The 25,730-nt window shown below is 46.1% G+C and carries 21 protein-coding genes and 1 other RNA gene; 14 read left to right on the top strand and 8 right to left on the bottom strand.

Annotated elements, in window-relative coordinates:
- Nucleotides 1–125: 125 nt before the first annotated feature.
- Both JZY04_RS06350 and JZY04_RS06355 read right to left on the bottom strand, forming a co-directional pair.
- Nucleotides 126–1,865, bottom strand: coding sequence for a glutamine--tRNA ligase/YqeY domain fusion protein (locus JZY04_RS06350; protein WP_032542792.1), 1,740 nt, complete (start codon nucleotides 1,863–1,865; stop codon nucleotides 126–128).
- Between the two features lie 70 nt (nucleotides 1,866–1,935).
- A complete protein-coding gene (locus JZY04_RS06355; RefSeq protein WP_005779844.1) occupies nucleotides 1,936–2,748 on the bottom strand; it encodes a PstS family phosphate ABC transporter substrate-binding protein in 813 nt (270 codons plus the stop codon).
- Nucleotides 2,749–3,033: 285 nt separating this feature from the next.
- Between JZY04_RS06355 and pstC the strand changes: the two genes are divergently transcribed.
- From pstC to JZY04_RS06385, 6 genes are all read left to right on the top strand, one after another.
- Nucleotides 3,034–4,230 carry a phosphate ABC transporter permease subunit PstC gene (gene pstC / locus JZY04_RS06360; RefSeq protein ID WP_005779841.1) on the top strand — a complete coding sequence of 399 codons (1,197 nt, stop codon included), beginning with the start codon at nucleotides 3,034–3,036 and terminating at the stop codon, nucleotides 4,228–4,230.
- A 1-nt stretch (nucleotide 4,231) separates the two neighbouring features.
- A complete protein-coding gene (gene pstA, locus JZY04_RS06365) occupies nucleotides 4,232–5,107 on the top strand; it encodes a phosphate ABC transporter permease PstA (protein WP_005779838.1) in 876 nt (291 codons plus the stop codon).
- Between the two features lie 21 nt (nucleotides 5,108–5,128).
- Complete coding sequence (gene pstB, locus JZY04_RS06370; RefSeq protein WP_005779836.1) at nucleotides 5,129–5,890, top strand: phosphate ABC transporter ATP-binding protein PstB; 762 nt, start codon at nucleotides 5,129–5,131, stop codon at nucleotides 5,888–5,890.
- Nucleotides 5,891–5,970: 80 nt separating this feature from the next.
- On the top strand, nucleotides 5,971–6,660 hold the full coding sequence (gene phoU, locus JZY04_RS06375) for a phosphate signaling complex protein PhoU (RefSeq protein WP_005779833.1): 690 nt from the start codon (nucleotides 5,971–5,973) through the stop codon (nucleotides 6,658–6,660).
- 381 nt (nucleotides 6,661–7,041) lie between these two features.
- Nucleotides 7,042–7,644 (top strand): riboflavin synthase, encoded by a 603-nt coding sequence (locus JZY04_RS06380; protein ID WP_005820684.1) that lies wholly within the window; start codon nucleotides 7,042–7,044, stop codon nucleotides 7,642–7,644.
- An 11-nt stretch (nucleotides 7,645–7,655) separates the two neighbouring features.
- Complete coding sequence (locus JZY04_RS06385) at nucleotides 7,656–8,195, top strand: nitroreductase family protein (RefSeq protein WP_122141690.1); 540 nt, start codon at nucleotides 7,656–7,658, stop codon at nucleotides 8,193–8,195.
- A 595-nt stretch (nucleotides 8,196–8,790) separates the two neighbouring features.
- Here JZY04_RS06385 and JZY04_RS06390 read toward each other — a convergent pair.
- Together JZY04_RS06390 and rnpB are read right to left on the bottom strand one after the other, a co-directional pair.
- A complete protein-coding gene (locus tag JZY04_RS06390) occupies nucleotides 8,791–10,110 on the bottom strand; it encodes a YihY/virulence factor BrkB family protein (protein ID WP_005779824.1) in 1,320 nt (439 codons plus the stop codon).
- A 28-nt stretch (nucleotides 10,111–10,138) separates the two neighbouring features.
- Nucleotides 10,139–10,501: RNase P RNA component class A (rnpB, locus tag JZY04_RS06395), an RNA gene on the bottom strand.
- Nucleotides 10,502–10,856: 355 nt separating this feature from the next.
- Here rnpB and JZY04_RS06400 point away from each other — a divergent pair.
- From JZY04_RS06400 to JZY04_RS06430, 7 genes are all read left to right on the top strand, one after another.
- Nucleotides 10,857–12,059 carry an NlpC/P60 family protein gene (locus JZY04_RS06400; protein WP_122141689.1) on the top strand — a complete coding sequence of 401 codons (1,203 nt, stop codon included), beginning with the start codon at nucleotides 10,857–10,859 and terminating at the stop codon, nucleotides 12,057–12,059.
- 13 nt (nucleotides 12,060–12,072) lie between these two features.
- Nucleotides 12,073–13,224, top strand: a complete 1,152-nt coding sequence (locus JZY04_RS06405; RefSeq protein ID WP_005820680.1) for a dipeptide epimerase — start codon at nucleotides 12,073–12,075, stop codon at nucleotides 13,222–13,224.
- Between the two features lie 31 nt (nucleotides 13,225–13,255).
- Nucleotides 13,256–14,590, top strand: a complete 1,335-nt coding sequence (locus JZY04_RS06410; RefSeq protein ID WP_181996260.1) for a transglutaminase family protein — start codon at nucleotides 13,256–13,258, stop codon at nucleotides 14,588–14,590.
- A 305-nt stretch (nucleotides 14,591–14,895) separates the two neighbouring features.
- Nucleotides 14,896–16,443, top strand: coding sequence for a trypsin-like peptidase domain-containing protein (locus JZY04_RS06415; RefSeq protein WP_022012489.1), 1,548 nt, complete (start codon nucleotides 14,896–14,898; stop codon nucleotides 16,441–16,443).
- Between the two features lie 234 nt (nucleotides 16,444–16,677).
- Entirely contained in the window at nucleotides 16,678–17,538 is an 861-nt protein-coding gene (locus tag JZY04_RS06420; protein ID WP_005779810.1) for an RNA polymerase sigma factor RpoD/SigA, read from the top strand.
- A 99-nt stretch (nucleotides 17,539–17,637) separates the two neighbouring features.
- Complete coding sequence (locus tag JZY04_RS06425) at nucleotides 17,638–18,039, top strand: hypothetical protein (protein ID WP_005806773.1); 402 nt, start codon at nucleotides 17,638–17,640, stop codon at nucleotides 18,037–18,039.
- A 92-nt stretch (nucleotides 18,040–18,131) separates the two neighbouring features.
- A complete protein-coding gene (locus tag JZY04_RS06430; protein ID WP_220575450.1) occupies nucleotides 18,132–19,307 on the top strand; it encodes a clostripain-related cysteine peptidase in 1,176 nt (391 codons plus the stop codon).
- A gap of 190 nt (nucleotides 19,308–19,497) precedes the next feature.
- Here JZY04_RS06430 and JZY04_RS06435 read toward each other — a convergent pair whose 3' ends face one another.
- The 4 genes from JZY04_RS06435 to JZY04_RS06450 form a co-directional block, all read right to left on the bottom strand.
- A complete protein-coding gene (locus JZY04_RS06435) occupies nucleotides 19,498–20,340 on the bottom strand; it encodes a PepSY-like domain-containing protein (protein WP_122143555.1) in 843 nt (280 codons plus the stop codon).
- Between the two features lie 83 nt (nucleotides 20,341–20,423).
- The gene (locus tag JZY04_RS06440) at nucleotides 20,424–20,861 is read right to left on the bottom strand and encodes a PepSY-like domain-containing protein (RefSeq protein ID WP_005806767.1); all 438 of its coding nucleotides are present in this window, start codon (nucleotides 20,859–20,861) and stop codon (nucleotides 20,424–20,426) included.
- A 327-nt stretch (nucleotides 20,862–21,188) separates the two neighbouring features.
- On the bottom strand, nucleotides 21,189–22,577 hold the full coding sequence (locus JZY04_RS06445; RefSeq protein WP_255584428.1) for a HAMP domain-containing sensor histidine kinase: 1,389 nt from the start codon (nucleotides 22,575–22,577) through the stop codon (nucleotides 21,189–21,191).
- Nucleotides 22,578–22,593: 16 nt separating this feature from the next.
- Complete coding sequence (locus JZY04_RS06450) at nucleotides 22,594–23,271, bottom strand: response regulator transcription factor (protein ID WP_005779794.1); 678 nt, start codon at nucleotides 23,269–23,271, stop codon at nucleotides 22,594–22,596.
- A gap of 156 nt (nucleotides 23,272–23,427) precedes the next feature.
- Between JZY04_RS06450 and nagA the strand changes: the two genes are divergently transcribed.
- The gene (gene nagA / locus JZY04_RS06455) at nucleotides 23,428–24,579 is read left to right on the top strand and encodes an N-acetylglucosamine-6-phosphate deacetylase (protein WP_122143553.1); all 1,152 of its coding nucleotides are present in this window, start codon (nucleotides 23,428–23,430) and stop codon (nucleotides 24,577–24,579) included.
- Nucleotides 24,580–25,730: the final 1,151 nt, after the last annotated feature.

A 25,730-nucleotide genomic window follows, 5' to 3' on the forward strand; every position in this document is an offset into this window, starting at 1 on the left:
ACCACGGAGGACACAGAGTTCACAGAGGAAAAATTTATTTTCCCCGGAACCGGTTTTTAAATTAAAACTCTGTGTCCTCTGTGTCCTCTGTGGTGAGTTTCGGCATACACTCTCTTGCCAAAAAGCTATTTATTGATTTTTCCCCAGGTATCTTTCAGTCCCACGGTGCGGTTGAATACCAGATGACCGGGCGTAGAATCTTTGTCTACATTGAAATAGCCGATACGTTGGAATTGCAGATAGGAAAGTACGGGCAGGTCGGCCACGTATTTTTCTATGTAGCAACGGGTCAGAGTGGTCAGTGAGTCCGGGTTGATCATTTCCTTCATGGCTTCGAGAGCATCACAACCTTTCGCCTCACGGATGGCAGCCATCTCGTCACGCGGGTTTTCTACTTTCCAAAGGCGGTCGTACAAGCGTACTTCTGCCGGCAGGCAGTGTGCGCAGCTGACCCAATGGAGCGTACCTTTCACTTTGCGGTTGGCATCCGGCATACCGCTTTTGGTATTCGGGTCATATTCGCAGTAGACTTCGGTCACCGTACCGTTTTCATCTTTCTTGCAGCCTGTACATTTCACGATGTAGGCGTTCTTCAGGCGCACTTCCTGTCCCGGAGTCATGCGGAAATATTTTTTCGGCGCGTCTTCCATGAAGTCTTCGCGCTCCATCCACAGCTCGCGGCTGAACTCGATGGTATGACTTCCGGCAGTGGGATCTTCGGGGTTGTTAATGGCATCCAGTTCCTCAACTTGTCCTTCGGGATAGTTGGTAATGATCAGTTTCACCGGATTGAGCACGGCAGATACACGCGTGGCACGGGCATTCAGGTCTTCGCGTACAGCGCTTTCGAGCAGGGCGAAATCATTGAGGGCGTCGTAAGTGGTGTAGCCGATTTTGTCGATGAACTTACGGATGGATTCGGGAGAGTAGCCGCGACGGCGGAATCCGCAGAGGGTCGGCATACGGGGATCGTCCCAATCGTTGACTAGGCCTTCTTTGACGAGGATAAGCAGGTTACGCTTACTCATCAGGGTATAATTGAGGTTCAGTTTGTTGAACTCTGTCTGGCGGGGGCGGTTGTCGTCCAGATCCTTGCCTTCTTTCAACCAGTCGATGAACAGATCGTAAAGAGGGCGGTGAGGTACGAACTCGAGCGTACAGAGTGAGTGGGTGACTCCTTCGAAATAGTCGCTCTGACCGTGTGCGAAGTCGTACATCGGATAGGCTTTCCATTGGGTTCCGGTGCGATGGTGTGCCACATGCAGAATGCGGTACATGATCGGGTCGCGGAAGTGCATATTGGGGCTGGCCATGTCGATTTTGGCACGAAGCACCATGGAGCCTTCCTTGGCTTCGTCGCTATTCATCTTTTCGAACAGGGCAAGGCTCTCTTCGATCGGACGGTTGCGGTACGGACTCTCGACACCGGGTTGGGTGGGAGTTCCTTTTTGTTGGGCAATCTGTTCTGAGGTCTGTTCGTCTACGTAGGCTTTGCCTTCTTTAATCAGAGTGACGGCAAAGTCCCATAACTGCTGGAAATAATCCGAGGCATAATATACGTTGCCCCACTGGAAGCCCAGCCATTGGATGTCTTCCTGTATGGCTTCTACATATTCCATATCCTCTTTCGTCGGGTTAGTGTCGTCGAAACGAAGGTTGCACACACCACCATGTGCAGCAGCGATGCCGAAGTCGAGGCAAATAGCTTTGGCGTGCCCGATGTGCAGGTAACCGTTGGGTTCCGGCGGGAAACGTGTTTGTACTCTTCCTCCGTTCTTTCCTGCTTTCAAATCATTTTCTACTGCCTGTTCAATGAAATTAAGGCTTTTCTTTTCGCCTGCCTCTTCGTTTTTTATATCTGTCATATCTGTCATTATTATAAAAGCTCGTAGCTAATAAGTTGCTGCAAAAGTAGGATATTTTTTTTGTATAACCTTATTTCACGGGTATATATCCACTCTTTTTTATAATATCCTGTCCCTCGGGAGAAAGAATAAACTCGAGCAGGGGAGCGATTTGTGCTTTGTTCTTTACGTCATAATAATAATAGAGGGGGCGGACAATGGGATATGTCTTGTTGGTGGCGTTCTCTACGGTGGGACCGGCATAGTGTTCTCCGTCATATGAAACGGACAGGGTTTTGATGCGTGGAGACACATAGGCGAGTCCTACGTAACCAATGGCACCTTTGGTCTGGCTGACCGACTGGATAATGGCTCCGGTGGCAGGCATGGAAAGGCTGCTGCTCATATAATTTTTGTTTTTGAGGACGCTCTCCTTAAAGAATTCGTAGGTACCGGAAGAGGTTTCGCGGGAGTAAACCACTATTTTGCGGTCATCGCCTCCCACCTGTTTCCAGTTGGTTATCTTGCCGCGGAAGATGTCTTCAAGTTGCCGGCGGGTGAGTTGCTTCACCGGATTGGACGGGTGGACAACAACGGCAAGCGCGTCATAGGCAACGATCACTTCGTCTATGTCCCGTTTGGCAGCTTTGGCTTTCATCTTTTCGCTGAACTTAATGGGGCGTGAAGCCATGGCGATGTCAGTGGTATTATCCAACAGGGCGGAGATACCCACTCCTGTACCACCTCCGGTGACGGTGACACGGGCATCGGGTTCCCGGTTCATGAAGCGTTCGGCTGTTTGCTGGGCTACGGGCAATACGGTGTCACTGCCTTTAATGCGTTGGGCATTGGCATTCAGTGCTGCGAGGGAGAGGGCGGCGAATAAGATAGTTCTAACTTTCATATGATTGAGTTTTTATTTCTTTCACCACAGATTACACAGATTTTCACAGAACTTTTAATCTTACATACCAACGGGATTAATTATTGATCTGTGAAAATCTGTGTAATCTGTGGTGGATTCTATTTTATGTGCAAATAAAGCAATAGTGTATTACATTCTTGTTTCAAAACGTTCGATATTCCGCCTTGTAACATAAATGTAACACCTTTGAAACACTTCCTTCAAACGGTATTCACACATCCTTAATACTTACTCTGTTTCTTTGCATCATGAAAATCAGATGGTATGAAAAAGGTTTTTGAAAGGATTATAGAAGGAATTTTGACCTGTAGCGGATTTGTAACGAGTATTACGATCCTGCTGATTGTGCTTTTCCTTTTTACAGAGGCATTCGGGCTGTTCAGCAGTAAGGTTATCGAAGAAGGGTATGTGCTGGCACTGAACAAAGATAACAAGGTCAGTGAACTGACACCGATGCAGATTAAAGATGTTTTTGATGAAGAGATCACCAACTGGAAAGAACTGGGTGGTGAAGATCTGCCGATCCGGGTGTTCCGTCTGGAAGACATCACGCATTACTACTCGGAAGAAGAACTGGGAGAGGCATACGAAAATGCCGGGGCAAAGATTATGGAGTTGATTCAGAAGACGCCCGGAATCGTAGCTTTTATTCCTCAGAAGTTTGTAACTCAGCCGGATGCGGTGCATTTTATAAAAGATAATACCATTTCCGTGAAAGATGTGTTTGCCGGAGCGGAATGGTTTCCCACGGCAACACCGGCACCCCTGTTCGGCTTTCTGCCGCTGATTACCGGTACGCTTTGGGTGAGCCTGTTTGCCATATTGATTGCTTTGCCGTTCGGGCTGTCGGTGTCGATTTATATGTCCGAGGTCGCCAACCCGAAAGTGCGCGGTTGGCTGAAGCCGGTCATCGAGTTGTTGAGTGGCATTCCTTCGGTTGTATATGGTTTTTTCGGGTTGATCGTGATTGTGCCTCTGATTCAGAAGGTATTCGATTTGCCGGTAGGTGAGAGTGGACTCGCCGGAAGCATAGTGCTTGCCATCATGGCATTGCCCACGATTATAACGGTGACTGAAGACGCGATGCGTAATTGTCCCCGTGCGATGCGTGAAGCGAGTCTGGCACTCGGGGCTTCACAGTGGCAGACCATTTATAAAGTGGTGATCCCTTATTCTATTTCAGGCATTACTTCGGGGGTGGTGCTCGGCATCGGACGTGCCATCGGCGAGACGATGGCTGTTCTGATGGTAACCGGAAATGCGGCCGTGATTCCGACTACGATTCTCGAACCTTTGCGTACGATCCCCGCCACCATTGCGGCCGAACTTGGAGAGGCACCGGCAGGGGGACCACACTATCAGGCTCTTTTCCTTTTAGGAGTCGTGCTGTTCTTCATTACATTAATCATCAACTTTAGCGTGGAGTATATTTCATCTAAGGGCGTAAAACGTAGTAAGTAATATGGAAATACTGAATAATACAAAAGCTAAAAGGCGTTCGCAGGGCATCGCTTTCGGCATATTCCGGTTGCTGAGTTTATGCATTGTGCTGATTCTGTTTGCGATTTTAGGGTTCATCATTTACAAGGGTATCGGTGTCATCAGTTGGGATTTCCTTACATCGGCACCTACCGACGGGATGACGGGAGGAGGTATCTGGCCGGCTATCGTGGGCACATTCTATCTGATGACAGGCAGTGCGCTCTTTGCATTTCCGGTGGGAGTGATGAGTGGTATTTACATGAACGAGTATGCGCCGAAAGGAAAACTGGTGAGGTTTATCCGTGTGATGACCAATAACCTGAGCGGCATTCCGTCGATTGTTTTCGGCCTCTTTGGTATGGCTTTGTTCGTTAATTATATGGACTTCGGAGATAGTATTCTGGCCGGTTCATTGACATTGGGCCTGCTTTGTGTACCTTTGGTGATCCGTACCACGGAAGAGGCGCTGAAGGCGATACCGGACAGCATGCGTGAGGGAAGCCGTGCATTGGGAGCTACCAAGTTACAGACCATCTGGCACGTGATTCTGCCTATGGGGATGCCGAATATCATAACCGGACTGATCCTTGCCTTGGGACGTGTGTCGGGAGAAACGGCCCCGATCCTGTTCACGTGTGCGGCATATTTTCTTCCGCAGTTGCCGACAAGCATTTTAGACCAGTGTATGGCGCTGCCCTATCATTTGTATGTGATATCGACCAGTGGCACGGATATGGAGGCACAGTTGCCTTTGGCTTACGGGACGGCTTTGGTATTGATTGCGATCATACTCCTGGTGAACCTGCTGGCCAATGCTTTACGGAAGTATTTTGAAAAGAAAGTAAAAATGAATTAGTGACGGAGTACAACAAAAAATATGGATACAACAGTGAAAATTGATGCGCGTGACGTGAATTTCTGGTATGGTGACTTCCATGCACTGAAGGGAATCAGTATGCAGATTGAAGAAAAATCTGTAGTCGCGTTTATAGGTCCTTCCGGATGTGGAAAATCTACTTTTCTGCGTCTTTTCAATCGTATGAACGATTTGATCCCTGCCATTCGCCTGACGGGGGAAATCCGTATAGATGGTGAAAATATCTATGACAAAGGAGTGCAGGTAGACGAACTTCGTAAAAACGTAGGCATGGTGTTCCAGCGTCCTAACCCTTTTCCGAAAAGCATTTTCGAGAATGTAGCTTACGGATTGAGGGTGAACGGAGTGAAAGATAATGCTTTTATCCGGCAGCGGGTGGAGGAGACCCTGAAGGGTGCCGCCCTCTGGGATGAAGTGAAGGACAAACTGAAGGAATCGGCTTATGCTTTATCCGGCGGACAACAGCAACGCCTTTGTATCGCCCGTGCGATGGCTGTATCTCCTTCGGTGCTGCTGATGGACGAGCCGGCTTCGGCACTCGACCCTATTTCGACGGCAAAGGTGGAAGAATTGATTCATGAACTGAAAGAACGGTATACCATTGTGATTGTGACGCACAACATGCAGCAGGCCGCCCGTGTCAGTGATAAGACGGCATTTTTCTATATGGGACAGATGGTGGAGTTTGGCGATACAAAGAAGATCTTTACGAATCCGGAGAAAGAAGCCACCCAGAATTATATTACCGGACGATTCGGGTAACCTGTGATTTTTCGGCGCAGATCGTCGAAACATGGTTTTATATTGTATATTTGCTTAATAATTAATTTAATACATAGAGTATGGTGAAGTTTATAGAATCAGAACTTGTTCTGCTGAAAAAGGAAATAGACGAGATGTGGACATTGGTTTACAATCAGCTGGATAGAGCAGGAGAGGCTGTACTGACACTGGATAAGGAACTGGCCCAGCAGGTGATTGTCCGTGAGCGCAGAGTGAATGCTTTTGAGTTGAAGATAGACAGTGACGTGGAGGATGTGATTGCCTTGTATAATCCGGTCGCTATCGATCTTCGCTTTGTGTTGGCTATGTTGAAAATCAATACGAATCTGGAACGTTTGGGCGACTTTGCCGAGGGAATCGCACGTTTTGTGCTGAAGAGTGAGGAGCCTATTCTGGATGGAGACTTACTGAAACGCCTTCGTCTGGAAGAGATGCAGAGACAGGTGCTTTCTATGCTCGAGGTGGCCAAACGTGCGCTGAACGAAGAAAGTCTCGAACTGGCAACTTCCGTATTCGCTAAAGATAATTTATTGGACGAGATTAATGCCGAAGCTACGGCGATATTGGCTGATTATATCAGAGAGCATCCCGAAAGCACGCTGTCTTGCCTGAATCTGGTAGGGGTATTCCGTAAGCTGGAGCGTTCTGGCGACCATATAACGAATATTGCCGAGGAAATTGTCTTTTTCATAGACGCTAAAGTCTTGAAGCATAGTGGCAAGGTAGAAGAGCATTATCCCGATAAATAATAAATCGCAAATTTTTAAACAAAAATTAGTGCTACTTAAAAAAATGTCATATATTTGTCTCCTGTAACGGTTCGGTTACAGGAGTTTTTTTTGAAATGATAATAAATCCAAAGAAAAATCAAAAAGATGTTATATGACATGTTTTTATATTTGGTTCATAACGAGAAAAGCACCTATATTTGCACCGTTATCCTGAAAACAATCTTTTTACCTTAAAAAAAAACTAATACCTATTGAAAACTGAAAAGCGGGGCTTTGTGAAAAGCCCCGCTTTTTTATGTTTATTCACTCACTCTCTCCCATTTTCTTTGTATCTTTGACCCCCGTTGATGCGCGTATGCATCTTTTTGAATGGTAAATCCTAATATTAAAAATAGAACTATGTTTTCCGGAATCGTAGAAGAGTACGCTACCGTTGTAGCACTGGTGAAAGACCAGGAGAATATACATTTCACACTGAAGTGTTCGTTTGTAAACGAGTTGAAGATAGATCAGAGTATCTCGCACAATGGAGTCTGTCTGACTGTGGTCAGCATGACGGAAGATACCTATACAGTGACTGCCATGAAAGAGACACTGGACCGTTCGAACCTCCGGTTGCTGAAGGTGGGGGACAAGGTGAACGTGGAACGCAGTATGATGATGAACGGACGTCTGGACGGACACATTGTGCAGGGACATGTGGATCAGACTGCCGAATGTATCGGTATAAAAGATGCGGACGGAAGTTGGTATTTCACGTTTAAATATGCTTTCGACAAGGAAATGGCTAAACGTGGCTACATCACCGTAGATAAGGGATCGGTAACGGTGAACGGTGTCAGTCTGACGGTATGCAATCCGACGGACGATACTTTCCAGGTAGCGATTATTCCATATACTTACGAGCATACCAATTTCCACACTTTTGAGGTAGGCAGTATTGTGAACCTTGAATTTGACATCATCGGCAAGTACATCAGCCGGATGATTCAATATAAATAGCAGGACCAGGTATGAACGACTTTCTGCAATTGGTAAATGCCCGGCAAAGTGACAGGGCCTATGATAAATCACGTCCTGTGGAACCGGATAAGCTGGAACGTATCCTCGAGGCAGGACGTTTGGCACCTTCCGCATGCAATGCGCAACCCTGGAAGTTTGTGGTAGTAACCAATCCGTTATTGGCGGAGAAGGTTGGCAAAGCTGCTGCGGGGTTGGGAATGAATAAATTTGCTAAAGATGCTCCTGTGCACATACTGATTGTAGAAGAGTCGGCTAACATAACGTCCAGGCTGGGCGGCAAACTGAAAGGGAAGCATTTTCCGCAGATCGATATAGGCATTGCGGTTGCGCACATTGTGCTGGCTGCCGAAAGCGAAGGGTTGGGATCGTGCATACTCGGCTGGTTTGACGAGAAAGAGGTGAAGAGCCTGACCGGTATTCCCTCTTCGAAACGTGTGTTGCTGGATGTGCTGATTGGCTATCCGGTGAAGGAGAAACGGAAAAAGATCCGAAAAGAAAAGGAGAAAGTTGTTTCTTATAACAGCTATTAATGAACTGAATAATCTCTGATTCACCGACCCGAACACCCCCGTCCAGAACCGCATTTCAACCGGGACGGACCGTCGAGAACCCGCTGCAACCGGGACTACGGTTGCCGGAACCGTCACCGTGGGGAGCGGTGGAAGTCACCGTGAAACGTGCTGCCAATGGGCGTTTCACCGTAACACGGTGCTAAGAAAAGAATATATTAAAAGAGAAAGAAGAAGAAGGAGAAGAAGAGAAAGCAGAGCTACTCCCGATCCTCCTTTCACCTCAAGCACGGAACGTCGTGTGTAGCACTCCGTTTGGGAGAAGTGAACGGAATGACGGTATCATCGGAGGTAAATGGCGGCAGGGTGAACGGCCTCTGCCGGCAGGAGACATTCACCACAGAGGACACATTCACCACAGAGGACACAGAGGACACAGAGTTTAATTAGCTGCGCTCAATCTGTTTTCAGACAAAAGAACACACGAACACATAAAGAATCATCTGCCTTTTGGTTCTTATGTCCTTTTGTCTCTTTTGTCTCTTATGTTCTTATGTCTAAAAAAAACTCTGTGTCCTCTGTGTCCTCTGTGGTGAATGTGTTACTCTGTGATGAACTACAAGTCTTTCAGCAGCACTTTGCTTGCCTTTTTATAATATTCCTCCCTTGAGTCGAGTAATACTTTCCACTGTTCGCTGAATTCCTCGTCTTTATCTACTTTGAAGTCTTCTGAGCCGTAAGTATCCAGCCGGTCGAGCAGTAAAGCGACGTTCAGTTGATTGATGTCGATGGAAGGCTGATATGCGATGTCTTCACTTTTCTGATCGGTCACAACTTCGTGGATCAGATGAATCTCTTGCAGTTGATAGAGTATCTGGTTGGTCAGCCGGATAGGGATGCGATGCTCTTCGGATATTTCTTCGGCGGTGTAAGGCGTTTCATTGTTTTCAAAACGTTTGGCTATAAGAGACATTATCAGGATAGAGATGAAGTCCCGGTAACGGCGGCTGATATTCTGCGTGTCTCTGTCGAAACTGAAGTTACGGATATTCTGTCCGGCGTAGGTCAGTTCGGCACCGAACAGGCAGATGGTCCATGATATTTGCAACCATAACAGGAACATCGGCAGGGCGGCAAAACTACCGTAAATGGCATTGTACTTGGACACCCACAACTGGCTGCTGATGTACAGGAACTGAAATGCCTGGTAAGCGGAACCGGCAAGGATACCGGAGATCAGTGCATGCTTGAATTTTACCTTCGTATTGGGCATGAAGATGTAGAGTCCCGTAAACATCAGCCAGGTCAGCACGAACGGAATCAGACGGATCAGGAATTTCAGGATAGGAGCAAGCAAAACAAAATCCGCCATACTCTTCAGCATAGTGCCCACAAAGATGGAAAGACCTCCCGATACCACGATCAGGATCGGCATCAGCAGGAACATTGAAAAATAATCGGTGATTTTGCGGTACATGCTGCGTCCTTTTTTCACTTGCCAGATGCGGTTGAAGGTGATTTCAATGTTACTGACCAGGTTGAGCACGGTCCACAACAACATGACCAGGCCGACTCCGATAAAAATACCGTTTTTGGTTTGTGACAGATACGAGTCTACGAATTGCAGGATAACATCCGTCGCTTCGGTGGAACCTCCGAAACCATCACGAAACTGGCTTTCCATCAAAGTGGAAACACCGAATCCGCGTGCAATGGCAAAGACGATGGCCAGAATGGGCACAATGGCGAGCAGTGTGCTGTAGGTCAGTGCTGAGGCTTTGTTTACGATGCGGTCTTTGTTGAAGCGGTTGACGCAGAGATAGATCGTTTTGATGATATTGTATATCGAGAACTTGGTGCGGGTGACTTCGCTTTCCGTAATCCGCCAGATATCATAGGTAATGAATTTCCATATATCGGAGAGACGCTGATTCATAGGTCTGTTATTTGAAATTAAAAAAAAGAAAAGCAGTCAGCCTGTAAGCCGAGTTCTGTACCCTGAATAAATCAAGGTGCCTGTCATTTATCTGAGTGGGGTGTCACCACACCACTTTAGCGGTCTACCCTCCGACATGGAGCGAGCAACTCTCATAACGCCGGTTTACATGACCTTACAACTCCTAAGACGTACAGCCCGATATGTCACCATACGGCTGGTGGGCTCTTACTCCACCTTCTCACCCTTACCTCTCCCCGGAGGGAGGGGCGGTTCTTTTCTTCTACGTTACTCTACCCTCACGGACAGCTTTCTGTTAGGAAGTAGGATGCTCTGTGTTGCCCGGACTTTCCTCCTGTACCGAAATACACGCGACAGACCGGCCAACTGCTTTGGTCAGCAAAAGTACAAGAATTATTTTGTTTGAGCAAACGGAAGGGAGGATTAGTTCGGTTCACCACAGAGGACACAGAGGGCACAGAGTTTCACGAATGACATAAATTCACCACAGATTACGCAGATTATCACAGATTAATAATTTATTTTACTGAGAGTTAAATTAAAATATCTGTGTTAATCCGTGTAATCTGTGGTGAACTCAAAACTCTGTGGAACTCTGTGCTACCCTGTGGTGAACATCGTGTGACTCAATTTCAGTTCTTATTCTTAATATTTTTGAAAAAATATATCTAAAACGGAAATAGTTTCTATCTTTGCTAAAAATGTAACCCCCAAATCTTTCTTTCATGAAGAATATGATCCCCTTTGTATCGCTGCTTCTGGCAGTGTCCGCCTGTACAGGTATTCCTGAGAACAAGAAAAACGCACTTCCCCAAGATGTAGAACTGTTGTCCGGTGAAGTTCGCAACCGGTTCATTCCCGATAAGCGTGTCATCCTTTGGGATGTGGATTACGATGTATCCGGAAAGACGATTACCGTAAAGGGGGCGACTACCTCAGCGGAAGCTAAGTCGGCTTTGTTATCGGGACTGGAAGAGAAGGCTTATGAAGTGAGGGACAGCCTGCAACTGGTTCCGGACAGCGTGGCCCTGGAAGGAAAGATGTACGGCATTGTCAATCTCTCTGTATGCAATATGCGTGTAGAGGATGATTTCTCTTCGGAGATGACTACCCAGGCATTGATGGGAATGCCCGTTAAAGTGTTGCAACATCGCAACTGGTATCGCATCCAGACACCTGATAATTATATCGCATGGGTACACCGGGTAGGAATCCATCCGGTCACCAAAGCCGGGCTGGATGCCTGGAACAAGGCAGATAAAATTGTAGTGACGTCGCATTATGGGTTCACTTATCAGCAGCCGGATGAAAAGTCTCAATCCGTGTCGGACGTGGTAGCCGGAAACCGCCTGAAGTACGAAGGTACGCAAGGCGGATTTTATAAAGTCTCTTATCCGGACGGACGGCAGGCTTATATCTCACGATCGATATCGATGCCCGAAAAGGAGTGGCGTGCTTCTTTGAAGCAAGATGCTTCAAGCATCATCCGCACCGCTTATACAATGATGGGGATTCCTTATCTATGGGCGGGCACTTCTTCGAAGGGAGTCGATTGCAGTGGCTTTGTACGTACCGCCTTATTTATGCACGATATCATCATTCCCCGTGATGCCTCTCAACAGGCTTATGTGGGCGAGCATATCGACATTGCTCCTGACTTCGGTAATGTTCAGCCGGGAGATTTGATTTTCTTCGGGCGGAAGGCCACTGCCGGGAAGAAAGAGCGTGTGGTTCATGTGGCCATTTATCTGGGTGATAAAAAGTTCATTCACTCACAAGGCGATGTCCATGTCAGCAGTTTCGATCCGTCGGATGCCGATTTTGATGAGTATAACCTGAATCGCCTGCTGTATGCAGTCCGTGTGTTGCCATCTATAAATAAGGAGGCAGCCTTAAACACCACCGTTACGAATCCGTATTATAACTAAACTCAAAATAGATATGCAAAACCGAAGAGATTTCCTCAAGACCGCTGCTTTTGCCGCCATAGGTTCGGGGCTGTCATTGCAAGGTGTTTTTGCCGGCGAGAAGAGCCCCGCTTCATTTGCGATCAACAAACTCGGTCTGGGAGCAAAGCTGAAATTGCGCTTTTTCCCTTACGAGCTGAAACTGAAACATGTGTTTACGGTGGCTACTTATTCGCGAACCACCACTCCCGATGTGCAGGTAGAGATAGAATATGACGGAGTCATCGGTTATGGCGAGGCTTCGATGCCTCCTTATCTGGGACAGACGGTAGACTCGGTGATGGCTTTTTTGAAGAAGGTCGATCTGGAACAGTTCGACGATCCGTTCCGACTGGAAGATATACTGGCTTATGTAGACGGTATCACTCCGGGAGATACGGCTGCCAAAGCTGCCATAGACATCGCCTTGCACGACTTGGTGGGTAAACTTCTGGGAGCACCCTGGTACAGGATCTGGGGACTGGATAAGGCTAAAGCACCTTCGACCACTTTCACGATAGGCATTGATACCCCCGAGGTGGTACGTGAAAAGACCCTTGAGGTGGCCGGGCAGTTCAATATCCTCAAAGTGAAGTTAGGGCGTGAGAATGACAAACAGATGATTGAAACGATCCGTTCGGTGAGCGATCTGCCTATTGCGGTCGATGCCAATCAGGGGTGGACGGATAAGAAATATGCATTGGACATGATTCAGTGGCTGAAAGAAAAAGGAATTGTAATGATTGAACAGCCTATGCCCAAAGCACAGTTGGACGATATTGCATGGGTGACCCAGCATAGTCCGTTACCTGTTTTTGCCGACGAATCTTTGCAACGGCTGACTGATGTGGCAGGATTGAAGGGAGCCTTTACGGGGATAAACATCAAACTGATGAAGTGTACCGGTATGCGGGAAGCCTGGAAGATGGTTACGTTGGCGCGTGCATTGGGAATGAAAGTGATGGTAGGCTGTATGACGGAAACTTCGTGTGCGGTCTCTGCCGCCGCACAATTCTCTCCGGCCGTCGATTTTGCCGATCTGGACGGAAACTTGCTGATAGCGAACGACCGCTTCAAAGGGATGGAGGTTGTAAAAGGCAAGATCACGCTCAACGACCTTCCGGGAATTGGTGTGGTTAAATTATGAATGCGGGTAAACCTTTGAAACTGTTTTGATAATGAAAAAACTACTTTATATAATTGCCGTATTTATCAGCCTTTCAGCCTGTACTTCGCGGCAGGCTCCCAAGCCTTACAACTGGGACGATGACTTGCACCAACGGTTGCTGGCGGACTTCTGTCTGACCGAATCTCAGGTGAAAGACTATATCCGCAAATACATTCCCGACGTGACGGACGAACAGATGCGCCAATGGGAAGAGAGTAAAGCGCTTGAATGCCGGATGATCGACGGGGAGAAACGTTATTTCCGCAATGCCGGTCCCAACCTGTTCCGGATAGACTCTGCTTGCTGTGCCGTCAAAATGGAGAAAGAAGGCACTTCACTGAGCACGAGCGAACAAGTCAATAAAGAACATCTGCCCGAAGTGATGGCCGCTGTCAGGAAAGAAAGAACGCCTGTCGTGCAGCCCAAGCGGATGCGGGTCACCTACACGCTGACGGTGGACAGCAACGCGGTTCCTGCCGGAAAAACGATCCGCTGCTGGCTGCCCTATCCCCGTACGGATCAGGCCCGTCAGCAAAACGTGAAACTGATACGTACCAGCGAGCTCCGCTATACATTGGCTCCGCCTTCATGCCGGCACAGCACCCTCTATATGGAGAAGCAGGCCATTCCCGGTGAGCCGACGGTCTTTTCGGAAACCTTTGAATATACCTCGTGTGCCGAATGGCATCCGTTGAAGCCCGAAAATATACTGCCTTATGATACTGTCGGTGCTCTTTATAAAGAATATACTGCCGAACGGGACACACATATCCGTTTTTCACCCCGTATCAAAGAGCTGGCTGCCAATCTGACAGCCGGTGAAACCAATCCTTTGTTGAAGGCGCAACGCATTTTCCGTTGGATAAACGATCATTTTCCCTGGGCCTCGGCCCGCGAATATTCCACTATTGAGAATATTCCGGAATATGTGCTCGACAATCGTCACGGCGATTGTGGCCAGGTGAGCCTGTTGTTTATCACCCTCTGCCGTTGCAGTGGCATTCCTGCCCGTTTCCAGAGCGGCTTTATGATGCATCCCCGTGCATGGAACCTGCACGACTGGGCGGAAGTCTATTTCGAAGGCGCGGGCTGGGTGCCGGTAGATCAATCATTCGGCATTCCCGCATTTGCCGGCAATCCCGAAGAAAAGATGTTCTTTCTGGGAGGTATCGATTCCTGGCGTATGATAGTCAACAGTGACTATTCCATGCCGTTGGTTCCCGAGAAGAAATATCCGCGTAGTGAAACGGTTGATTTCCAGCGTGGGGAGGTAGAGTGGGAAGGGGGAAACCTGTACTTCCCGCAATGGAGTTATCATATGGATATAGACTACTTGAATTATTAAGTTCATTCTCTATAAAAGGCTTAAGCGTTTTCCGAAAAGACTTAAGTGTTTCTCAAAAAGACTTTAGTCTTTCGAGGGAAACGCTTAAGTCTTTTTTCTGCCTTCTAAATACTTGTGTGTCATGCAACGAATGCTAATTTGTCAGTCTCTGCCGTTAACCGCTGTTAAGCTCTGCAGATTCACTGTTAAAAGAGAACAAAAAAGAGTGACAAGGAGAATAACAGAATGATTTTTGTCGTTATTTTAACGTCGTAAATGTTAAATGAAAGTAGAATATTAACAATTAAATGAATAAAAAGAATAGTATGAAACAGACAACAAAAAACATTCTTGGGGTAGGAGCGGTTGTTCTTCTCAGCGCAGGAGTTGCCGGAGTGACAACGTATACGATGTTGAAACCGGAAAACAGAGACAGCCTGTCGTTCAGCGAACAGTTCCGCCAGAATCCCAATGCCCGCTTGGCTGCTTATGACGCCATTAATGCACAGCCTGTGGATCTGACGCAGGCAGCAGAAAATTCGCTTCATGCTGTGGTACATATAAAATCGACTCAACAAGCTAAAGAACAAACAGTCACCGTGCGAGATCCGTTTGCCGAGATCTTCGGAGATATTTTCGGTAATGGAGGCAGACAGCAGCGCCGTGTACAAACCCAGCCGCGTGTCGGTTTCGGTTCGGGAGTCATCATTTCGAAGGATGGCTATATCGTAACCAACAACCATGTGATTGACGGGGCGGACGAGATTGTTGTGAAGTTGAATGACAACCGTGAGTTTAAAGGCCGTGTGATCGGTACCGACCCGAATTCGGATCTGGCTTTGGTCAAAATCGAAGGAGATGATTTTCCGACCGTTCCTATCGGCGATTCGGATGCCCTGAAAGTGGGAGAGTGGGTCTTGGCGGTAGGTAACCCCTTCAATCTGACTTCGACTGTAACCGCAGGTATTGTCAGCGCCAAGGCACGTACTTTGGGCGTATACGGTATTGGTGGTGTGGAGTCGTTTATCCAGACAGACGCCGCTATCAATCAGGGAAACAGTGGTGGAGCTTTGGTCAATGCAAAAGGTGAGTTGGTAGGTATCAATGCCGTTCTTTCTTCACCCACGGGTGCTTATGCCGGATATGGTTTTGCCATTCCGACGAGCGTGATGACCAAAGTGGTCAGTGACCTGAAACAATACGGAACCGTACAGCGTGCATTGCTGGGAATCAAGGGTACTTCTCTCGCGGGTGACGGCGACATGATGTCCGACCAGCCGATTGACAAGTCGGGAGCTACTTTGGCCGATAAACGCAAAGAGTTTGGCGTTGTAGACGGCGTGTGGGTTCGTGAGATTGTGGATGGCGGTTCTGCTGCCGGTTCCGATATCAAGGTGGACGACATCATCATCGGCATCGATGGTAAGAAAGTACAGAACTTCGCCGATTTGCAGGAAGCCATTGCACAGCACCGTCCGGGTGATAAAGTTACCGTGAAGGTGATGCGTGACAAGAAAGAAAAGAATATCGACGTAACGTTGAAGAATGAACAAGGTACAACAAAGATTGTGAAGGATGCAGGTATGGAGATTTTGGGTGCTGCCTTTAAGGAGTTGCCGGACGACTTGAAGAGACAACTCAATCTCGGATACGGCTTGCAGGTGACCGGAGTGACTTCGGGCAAGATGGCGGATGCCGGTGTACGAAAGGGCTTCATCATCCTGAAAGCCAACGATCAGCCGATGCGTAAAGTCAGCGATCTTGAAGAAGTGATGAAAGCTGCTGTGAAATCACCGAACCAGGTGCTCTTCCTCACAGGAGTATTCCCTTCAGGAAAACGCGGATATTACGCTGTAGACTTGACTCAGGAGTAAATTAGCTGAAAGCTGCTGTGTGGTGAGTATGGCCACACCAGCGAATCGTCTGCCGAAAAAAGTATTCGGTAGCTTAATAATAGCTAAGGAAATCGAAAAGAGAGTGCCGGCAATCAACCAGTCGACACTCTTTTTGTTTGTAGTAGTAGATAATTAATGGTGAAAAAGTTGTGGAAATTTATACGTTAACAAATAAATTGTCGTAACTTTGCACTCCAAATCTGTTTTATAAGAATGAGACAACTAAAGATTACCAAAAGTATCACTAACAGAGAGAGCGCTTCTCTTGACAAGTATTTGCAGGAAATCGGTCGCGAGGACCTTATTACTGTGGAAGAAGAGGTAGAACTCGCTCAACGCATTCGTAAGGGTGACCGTGTAGCATTAGAGAAACTGACACGTGCCAATCTTCGTTTCGTCGTATCCGTAGCCAAGCAGTACCAGAACCAAGGTTTGAGTTTGCCCGACTTGATTAATGAAGGCAATTTAGGACTGATCAAAGCTGCCGAGAAGTTTGATGAAACACGTGGTTTTAAGTTTATCAGTTATGCTGTATGGTGGATTCGCCAGTCTATTTTGCAGGCATTGGCAGAGCAATCCCGTATCGTTCGTCTTCCGTTGAACCAGGTTGGTTCGCTGAACAAAATCAGCAAGGCCTTCTCTAAGTTCGAACAGGAGAACGAGCGTCGTCCGTCTCCCGAAGAGCTGGCAGGTGAACTGGACATTCCGGTTGACAAGATCTCCGATACGCTGAAAGTATCCGGCCGTCATATTTCGGTGGATGCACCTTTTGTTGAAGGAGAAGACAACAGCCTGCTCGATGTGTTGGTGAACGATGATTCGCCCATGGCAGACCGTTCTCTGGTTAATGAGTCTCTTGCGAGGGAAATTGATAGAGCTCTTTCTACGTTAACCGATAGGGAAAAAGAAATCATTCAGATGTTTTTCGGTATCGGACAACAGGAAATGACATTAGAGGAAATCGGCGACAAATTTGGTCTCACACGTGAGCGTGTTCGTCAGATTAAGGAAAAAGCAATCAGAAGATTAAGACAAAGTAATCGTAGTAAATTGCTCAAATCTTACTTGGGATAAGCAAGATATATCAGTTTCCGAAAAGAATTTAAAAAACGCTTCATCTTTTGATGGGCGTTTTTTTTTGTTATCTTTGCGAAGTTAAAATAATAACAGAATATGAAATACGTAAAAATACTGTTTGCCGTAGCGTTAGTGTTTACATTGTGCTCGGCGTTTTCGTTGAAAAAAGGAGAACATAAGCCCGTTTATGCTTTTGGAGTATCGGCGTCATTTACCGATACAGTGGTATACTACACCGAGATTCAGGTACTCGATAGCGTGGCGTTGGATAAAAACGGATTTCTGCCGCATAGAGAGATATACAGCTATCAACTGAAAAACTATCTGGAGATTGATAAAGGGCAACCCAACCGTACTTGCATGATCTACTTCTCGGAGAATCAGAAGAAACTTGAAAAGGAGGCTGCAAAGGTATTGGGCAAATATAAAAAGAATAAATCGGTGGCTCTTGAGAAAATAGATACCCAAAGTTTTAAATTCACTAAACCGGAAGAATAACTTAAACGTTATATAAGAAGGGGATGCTTAGAAGCTCCTGATGGAGGAGCTTTTAGGCATCCTTTTTTTTAGGTTTTAAATTCAATACAGCTATGAAATCAAAAATGATTCTTTTTCTTGCAAGCTTTATCGTGTTGTTTAGCGCTTGCCGGAATGAAGATGAACCTACTCTTCCGGCGTATGGTTCGCGTACGGTTTTAATTTATATGATGGCGCAAAACTCTTTGTCTCCATTTGCCCGGGTGGATATGGAAGAAATGATAAAAGGAATGAAGCAGGTCGATGCAACATCTAATAATCTGTTGGTTTATATCGATGATTATTCGGCTCCCCGTCTGGTTCGTTTGGGTAAAAACAGAAAAGGGCAGGTTGTGGAAGAAGTAGTTGCCAACTATCCGGAACAGAACTCAACGGATGTGGCTGTTATGAAAAAAGTCATTTCAACCGCCTTCAATACTTATAAGGCAGAGAGTTACGGGATGGGCTTCTGGTCGCATGGAGAAGGATGGATACCCTCGCCGGCCAAAACGCGCTGGTTCGGACAAGACGGCAATGATTATATGAATATAGACGATCTGCACGAAGCCTTACAGGTGGCTCCAAAGCTTGATTTCTTGTTCTTCGATGCCTGTTTCATGGAGTCGGTGGAAGTGGCTTATGCTTTACGTGACTGCGGTGACTATATGATCAGCTCGCCTACTGAAATTCCCGGTCCGGGAGCTCCTTATGAAGACGTGGTTCCCGCTATGTTTACTGCCGGAAACCCGACCATGAAGATTGCCTCTGCTTATTATGCCTACTATGAAAACAGGTATAACGACGGAGTAGGGCTGGCTAATGACAACTGGACCGGTGGGGTTTCGGTGGGAGTCGCAAAAATGAGTGAACTTGAAAATCTGGCAGCTGCCACAGCAAAGATACTTACCAAATATGTGACGGGAAAGACTGATTTCGATCTTTCAGGGGTGATGTGTTATGATCGGAGGTACCTGGCGTTATATCATGACCTCGATCAGTATATTTACAAGCTGACAGCCGGTAACAGCGATTATGATGCATGGAAGGCGGCTTTTGATAAGGTAATGGTTTACTGGAAGTCGACTCCGCGCAACTATTCGGCATATGCCGGCATGTTTACCATGGATTCAAAGGCGAAAGGGCTTTCCACTTATATTCCAATGACGAATAGGGAGTCTACCAATACGTCCTACCGGGATACGGGATGGTATAAGGCTTCCGGTTGGGCAGATACCGGTTGGTATAAATAAGCAATAGAAGTGAGGCTGTGTCGAAACTCACCACAGAGGACACAGAGTAACACAGAGGCGATTTTAAGTTATTGATTATTAGTTAAAAGACTCTGTGCTACTCTGTGTTACTCCGTGGTGAAAAGAGTTTTGACTCAGCCTCCCTTTTTATGCATTGTGTCAGGTTGGCCACCTGTCGCGGTTTTAGTACTTATGGGATGAATTCTCCTTTTTCGGTAATTTTCACTTTTACTTCCAGCTCTCCTTTTTCCAGTTCAACCAGATAGTATTCGCCTGTGGGAGTTTCAAAAAAGTCGGCTTCATCTACGTGATATCCGGCATATTGTGGTGAAGAGGCAATTGCACTGGTCACCTCAACCGGTAGTGCATTCCGGTGTACGTCCCAGGAAGTGTATGCCCATTGGTTGGAGCTGTTGAATACAACCTCTTTGCTGATATTGTTGTGGATAATATCGACTTCTGTCATTCCATGTTCCACTTCAATCTCTGCCAGTCGCGCATCCGGATACTTCTCTTTTATAAAGTTCTCGATGGCTGCGGGGACTTCGGCCGGAAGGTAATTTCCCGAATCATTGTCCGTGTCTGCAACGTTTTTAATCAGGATTCCTTCTGCCGAATAATACAGGTCGAACTCTTGTTTGCCGGATTCTACTTCGATGACATATACGGTTTCCATATCCAGACGTTCCAGCATATCTACATCATCTATTTTCCATTTTGCATATTCACTGCTTTCAAAAGCACTTTTTACTGCTGAGGGCAGAGCCTGATATGGAATGTCGGTTTCTGTCATTTGCCATGTTCCGTCCGGAGTAAACCAAGCAGAGGTTTCATAGTTTTGATGGCGGAAGTCAGCCACATAATAGTTACCTTTTGTTTCCCACTTTTCATTGCTGACTGTCGGGTACTTTGCGGTGAATGCGTTTTTCAGTTCTGCCGGTACATAAGACAGATCATCATCATCATCGTTATCACAGCTTTGTAATCCCAGGGCACCCAGTGCCAAAAGAAGAAAATACATTTTCAGTTTCATTTCTACTATACTTTTTTAGTTGTCAATTCATGTTATGCGCATATTGTAATAAAGCGGAATTATACCCGTATATGTGCGTAACATCAGTTATCGATATCGATTAAGTTAAATTTAGAGTCGAATTTTAGTTCCCATCCGTTGGACAGTTTCACTTCATAATCCGCTTTATCACGTTCTATTTTCAGAATCTTCGCATCCGCATAGTTGGTGGTTACGTACTTCTGGATAGGAGCGGGTATTATGCCCTGTGGCACTACACTGAATTTGCAATTTACTTCAGTCCAGTTTCCTTTCTTGTCGAATTCCACTTTGTTGCCGTCGGTGAAAATGACGTCGTAGCTTTTCTGTAAGAAATCGCTTTCAACTTTGGCCATGGCAATGTTGTTGCCGGCAAAATGTTGTTTGATGAACTGCTGTGCCTTCTGCGGCATTTGGCTTACCTGGATAGGTTTATCATCGTCCGCTCTTGCGATGGTTTGCAGAGTGAACAGGCATACGAATAAAATAAGTAACTTTTTCATATTCATCCTTTTTTAATGGTTTTTACTGTTAGCAATTAATTTATATTGCAAAGATGAAGGTCGATTCTGAAAAGAATTGGGAATTCTCTCCATTTTGATACTTTTTTCTAAATAAAAGTTCGATTACTCTTGTTCATCCGGTTGAACTTATACTGTATATTTACACAACATTTAACGCTGAGCGGGAAGTCCTTCTCGCAATAGATATGAAAAGATTTTGTACAGGCAGGTGTGCCGGGGAGTCGTATTCACCACAGAATGAGGTTGTGTCGAAACTTCTTTCACCACGGAGTAACACAGAGTATCACAGAGTCTTTTTATTGATAATCAACAACCTAAAATCGTCTCTGTGTTACTCTGTGTCCTCTGTGGTGAGTTTTGACACATTCNCTGTGTTACTCTGTGTCCTCTGTGGTGAGTTTTGACACATTCTGTGGTGAAATTGTTCTTCCGCAATTCGAAACAGTGTTCATCTTTCTCAAAATAATACCTGAGTGTGAGATGCTGTAATTTACAGATGGAGTCGGCTATGGCAAGTCCCAGTCCGGTCGAACCTTCCTTTTTGCTTCCCTGATAGAATCGTTCAAAGATATGGGTCGCATCCAGGGGACGGTCTGTGCCGCTATTCCTGAAGGTCATGCTATGGCCGGTTATTTCAATCCGGATATGTCCACCGTCTACGTTGTGTACAAACGCATTTTTGAGCAGGTTCGTTATCAGGGCGACTGCTAATGATTCATTCATTTCCGCCCGGAATATTCCCTGTTCATCTAACGTCAGCTCAATTTCCCGATAGCCGTATACTTCTTTATAATCTTCTATATATCGCTTGAGCATGCTGTTGAATTCCACCGTTTGGGTCTCGGAGAATTGTCCGTTATCTATTTTGGATAGTAACAGCAGCGATTTATTGAGCTTGGTGATATGCTCCAGGGTCTGGTGCGTTTTTATCAGCTCTTCCAACTGTGCTTCAGACAAGGAGTCGTCTTCCATCAGCATTTCCAGGCGATTCCGGCAGATGGCTAACGGCGTTTGCATTTCGTGTGAAGCATTGCCGATGAATTGCTTTTGTTGTTCAAAGATGTGCTCGCTTCGTTCCGCGTTGCGGATGGCTGCTTCGTTCAGCTTCCTGAACTCCATAATTTGCGTTTCATTCTTCAAAGGGCGATTGGGACGGCCTATCCTGTAGGCATCCAGCCAGCGCAGCAGATTGTAAAGTGGCTTCATGCTGCGGTGAAATATCCAGATGCAGACAATCAGGATGGTGAGCAGCAGGGCGATGTACAGAAAAATAATCCATCCCAGCATGGCGTCTTTCAGGTCGTCCTTCTCGATCGTCGGTGTCGATACGGTAAGCTCGTAATATTGCCCTTCGTCATCTTTGAATAAGGTGGTCAGTATGCGTGCCGGTTCAGTCTCTTCCTTCTCCACAATATAAACCATGGAGTCTTTGTAGCAGATATCTTCGCGTTCGTCGGCATACTCTTTACTTACTTTTCTAAGATAGTATTGATTGTTCGACCCATTGTTTTTCGAGGGCAGTTCTTCTCCGGCCAGGGCACGGATAATGATGGTTTCCGAGTAATCCTCCAGAGAGTCGTCTACTTCGTCGTTCACTTCATCTATCACGGCTATATAGAAAAATACAGCCCATGCCCCGAGAACAACTGTCAGCATGAGTGCGATGCGGATTATAATACGGTATATCAACTTCATGGAGGTAGGGTCTTTTTTATTCAACAGTCATTTTGTAGCCGAATCCATATACAGCCTTAAGTTCTGCCAAGGCACCGGCATCTTTAAGTTTCTTTCTCAGATTCTTGATTTGCGCATAGATGAAATCAAAATTGTCTACCTGGTCGATATGATCTCCCCACACCGATTCGGCAAGTGTGTTTTTGTTTACCAGTCGTCCGGGACGGTTGGCAAAGTAAAGAAGAATATCATACTCTTTGCGGTTTAATTCTATTTCCTTGTCATCTACGAATACCTGGAATGTATCGGGAACGATACGTATGTTGGCCAGGCGTATGTCCATTTCTCCGTCGCGGCGCTGGCGTCGGATCACACTTTTGATGCGGGCATTTAATTCGGCCAGGTGAAAGGGTTTGGGCAGATAGTCGTCAGCGCCCAGTTCCAGTCCCAGTACTTTATCGTCCAGGGAGTCTTTGGCCGAGATGATAATTACATTTTCCCGTTTATGCATCTTCTTCAGTTGCTCCAGCAGATTCAGCCCATTGCCGTCAGGCAACATAATGTCCAGCAAGACGCAGTCGTAATCGTAGTCCTCTATCTTGCGTAATCCCGACTGGAAGTCTGCGGCAGCTTCCACTACGTAGCGTTCTTTTTCGAGCGAACGCTGGATAAGTTCCCTCAGTGAGGGTTCGTCTTCGATTATTAATATTTTCATAGGGCTTTTTATTTCTACCTGCAAAGAAAAGGCTTATTTCTGAAATAAAACTGAAAAGAAAAGCTATTTTATTTTTCTATCTCAACAGAAGTGTCTAATTTTGTTTCCAATAAACAAAAATAACACGAGTATGAATCTCTAATACTATAATTTATCATGTTGACTCAAATTATCAATGGACGCATATTTACTCCGCAAGGTTGGTTGAACGAAGGTTCTGTGTTGATGAGAGATGGAAAAATTCTGGAAGTAACTAATTGCGACCTGGCGCTGATCGGTGCCGATCTGGTGGATGCCAGAGGAATGTATATTGTTCCCGGTTTTGTTTGTATGCATGCCCATGGCGGGGGAGGACACGATTTTACGGAATGTACCGAAGAGGCTTTCCGCACGGCGATAGCTGCACACATGAAGCACGGCGCCACCAGTTTTTTCCCGACACTTTCTTCTTCTCCGTTTTCCGAAATACGCAAAGCTGTAGATATATGCGAAAAACTGATGGCCGAACCCGATAGCCCGATACTCGGCTTGCATGTGGAAGGCCCTTACCTGAACCGTAAGATGGCGGGAGAACAGTTTGCAAACCAAGTGAAAGAAGTCAATGTGGCAGAATACACCTCTTTGCTTGAAAGCACCGATTGCATCAAGCGTTGGGATGCCTCTCCCGAACTGCCCGGAGCACTTGACTTTGCACGTTGTCTGAGGTCGAAGGGTATTGTAGGAGCTGTTTCGCATACGGAAGCCGAATATGATGGCATAAAGGAAGCATACGAGGCAGGATTTACACATGCTGCGCACTTCTACAATGCAATGCCGGGCTTCCATAAGCGTCGCGAATATAAATACGAGGGAACGGTTGAGAGTGTCTATCTGACCGATGGCATGACTATCGAGCTGATTGCTGACGGCATTCATTTGCCTTCCACTATTTTGAAACTGGCTTATAAGCTGAAGGGAGTGGAGCATACTTGCCTGGTGACCGACGCACTTTCATATGCGGCTGCTGAAGGTAAGGCGATCGACGATCCCCGTATTATTATAGAAGACGGTGTGTGCAAGCTTGCCGACCGTTCGGCCTTGGCAGGTAGTATTGCTACCATGGATCAGTTGGTGCGTACGATGGTGAAGGCTGATATTCCCCTGGCAGATGCCATACGTATGGCTTCTGAGACTCCTGCCCGTATTATGGGAGTTTATGACCGTAAAGGATCTCTCCAGAAGGATAAAGATGCGGATATTCTGATCCTGGATCGTGATCTGAACGTCAAGGCGGTATGGGCTATGGGGCAGTTGGTGAAGGAGTCGTAAATAGTTCACTACGGATTATACAAATTTACTGTAGTCCTCTTATGCCGGTTATTTGTAAGAAGGGCTTTCAATAGAAATTGTTAGTGTCGTTACTATTCTTATTCTATTCTTATAAATGGAAGGGGAGGAGGATAAGAATAGTAACGACTTACTTTAATCTGTGGTTCAATTACCGTTAATTTTCAACTTCGTCTCTTCTTAAATCGGTATATCTCCTTATTCTCCCTTTTTCTCTGATCACCTCTCAATTTCCTGAAAAACGCCCCTATAGCCTCCTTATACGGCCATCCTTTTACTTTTAAAACCAAGACCCCTTTACCTTTAAAATCAACGCTTCCTTGGTTTTAAACCAACGAGCCTTTGGTTTAAAAGGTAGGCTTCTCCCGTTTCCGTCCCAAATTTTACTTGTGAAAATATTGTATAACTAGGCTTTCCGGATCACAAATGTGTTCTTCCGAATTGCATTGGCACTTGCTTTAATTGCATCTATACCTGCTCTGATTGCACCCATATCTGCTTTGATCGCAACTATACTTACTTCAATCGTAACCATCCTTTTCGGTCCTCCACTTATCCCTTTTCCCGGTAAACATTCCCTTGTCTCTCTATTGTCTTCATCTTCAATCTTTTTCTTCCTTTCGTTTCTTCTCTTCCTATTACCTGATTTAACAGGATGTTAAATCAAGGCTTTTGTCTCCAAATAACAAGTCTTTTCGAAGCAAAAGCCTTGTTATTTCCATCCCTGAAATAAATGTTTCCCCAACCGCATTAACAATGTTAACGCAGGATTCCGTTCAATTCCCGTCTGATTACTGTTTGATTCCTGCTCAATTTCCATTCAATCCCCGTATGATTCCTGTTTTAATTTCCGTCCAATCCTCGTCTGATTCCCACCGACTTTTCAGTTTAATCCCTGTTTGACTCCCATCTGATTCCCGTTCACTCTCCATTCAGTCCCTGTCCAATTCCAGTTTCATCCCCTCCAATTTTCCTCCAATTCCCTATTTTTCTCCGCAATTCCACCCCAAAACACTCGTTCTCCTCCCTTTCGTAGCACATATCCTTTCCTTTATCTCCTGAAAATTCCCCCTCTATATATTATAATAATGTGTCTCCTTGGCTCTCCCTTTTTCCTTCTTTTAAAAGTATGT

The sequence above is a fragment of the Bacteroides sp. 11BF genome, assembly GCF_019633765.1.
Classification (GTDB): domain Bacteria; phylum Bacteroidota; class Bacteroidia; order Bacteroidales; family Bacteroidaceae; genus Bacteroides; species Bacteroides hominis.